The sequence below is a fragment of the Oleiphilus sp. HI0079 genome, from assembly GCF_001635105.1.
Genome location: NZ_LWFT01001187.1, coordinates 1 through 1,063, shown reverse-complemented (window position 1 = coordinate 1,063; position 1,063 = coordinate 1). Strand labels below are relative to the sequence as shown.

Sequence of the window (1,063 nt, the reverse complement as noted above, 5' to 3'; positions counted from 1 at the left end):
ACAGCCCTTCGACTTGATAACCTTGCTGTTTCAGAAGGAGTGCGGAAACTGAGGAATCTACGCCGCCAGACATACCAACAATGACACGTGTTTCGCTTATGGGTTTCATCTAATACCTGTGTTTGTGACGAAGACCGTTATGGCGGTTTTCGGTCGAATCAAAAGCGTTGCTTCAGCTTCGTCTCTAAAGAATTAGGCGAGCCTTACAAGAAAGCGCGGATTGTAGCTTTCCTTGGTTAAAATTTCAGCTATCAATTTTAGAGAACGGATGCTCATAGATAAAATTTAACGGCACTGAAGTTCGAGTTCTCGCATCGTCAATGCATCTTAATACAAGTGGGCTGCGGAGATTTTCTCCTTTAGAGATAATTTCAGCATAACTTAGCCAATGGGCCGCCAAGATATCCGCATCCAACGCATTGCTCGTATGCTCCAGTGCCTGTGCAGAAAAACAGTAACGGTGGTAGCAGACGCCGTTTTGAGGCGCTGTGTAAACATAAAGGCCTACTAGGCCCGTTAGTTCAACCCGCCATGCGGTTTCTTCTAAGGTCTCTCTGACAGCGGCTTCAAAAATCGACTCGCCTTCATCAACGTGACCCGCAGGTTGATTGTAAACTCTTTGGCCGTGGCTTAATTCCTCAACCATTAAAAACTTGCCGTTCTTTTCCACTACGCAGGCGACCGTTGCGTGCGGGGTCCAAATGTTACTCATTTTATTCGGTTTCCTCGTTTCCCTGTTTGCGGTCGTCCAAATGCGGCTCTGTTGGCTTTGTTTCGACCGGAGGTGTCACGCCTAGGTTGTTGACGTTTTGTTGGGGAGGCTGTGTTGCTCGGCAAATGAATTGTTTGTAAGCGGCTTTCGCCCTGAGATAAACCATCAAGTTTCCATGGGCCAATTGCCACGCGAATTAAGCGTAAGGTAGGAAAGCCAACGGTTGCTGTCATGCGCCGAACTTGTCGATTTCTACCCTCAGTAATGGTTAATTCAAGCCATGATGTGGGAACAGTCTTTCGTTTGCGTACAGGAGGGTTTCGGTCCCAGATATCGGGTGTATCTATGCGT

The 1,063-nt window shown here is 47.5% G+C and carries 2 protein-coding genes and 1 pseudogene; all 3 read right to left on the bottom strand.

What is annotated here, in order from left to right; genetic code table 11:
* Positions 1-109 (bottom strand): hypothetical protein (locus tag A3750_RS25110; protein WP_156498805.1); only part of this gene is annotated, 109 nt, incomplete at its 3' end.
* Between the two features lie 135 nt (positions 110-244).
* Positions 245-712, bottom strand: a complete 468-nt coding sequence (locus A3750_RS21115; protein WP_068452470.1) for an NUDIX hydrolase — start codon at positions 710-712, stop codon at positions 245-247.
* Positions 709-1,063, bottom strand: a pseudogene (locus tag A3750_RS26465) (pseudouridine synthase); the annotation flags it as partial. The gene A3750_RS21115 and the pseudogene A3750_RS26465, both read right to left, overlap by 4 nt.

What these genes read in the sequence shown, in the direction of transcription:
- A3750_RS21115 (WP_068452470.1), bottom strand. Translation starts at nt 712, where the DNA reads ATGAGTAACATTTGGACCCCGCACGCAACGGTCGCCTGCGTAGTGGAA.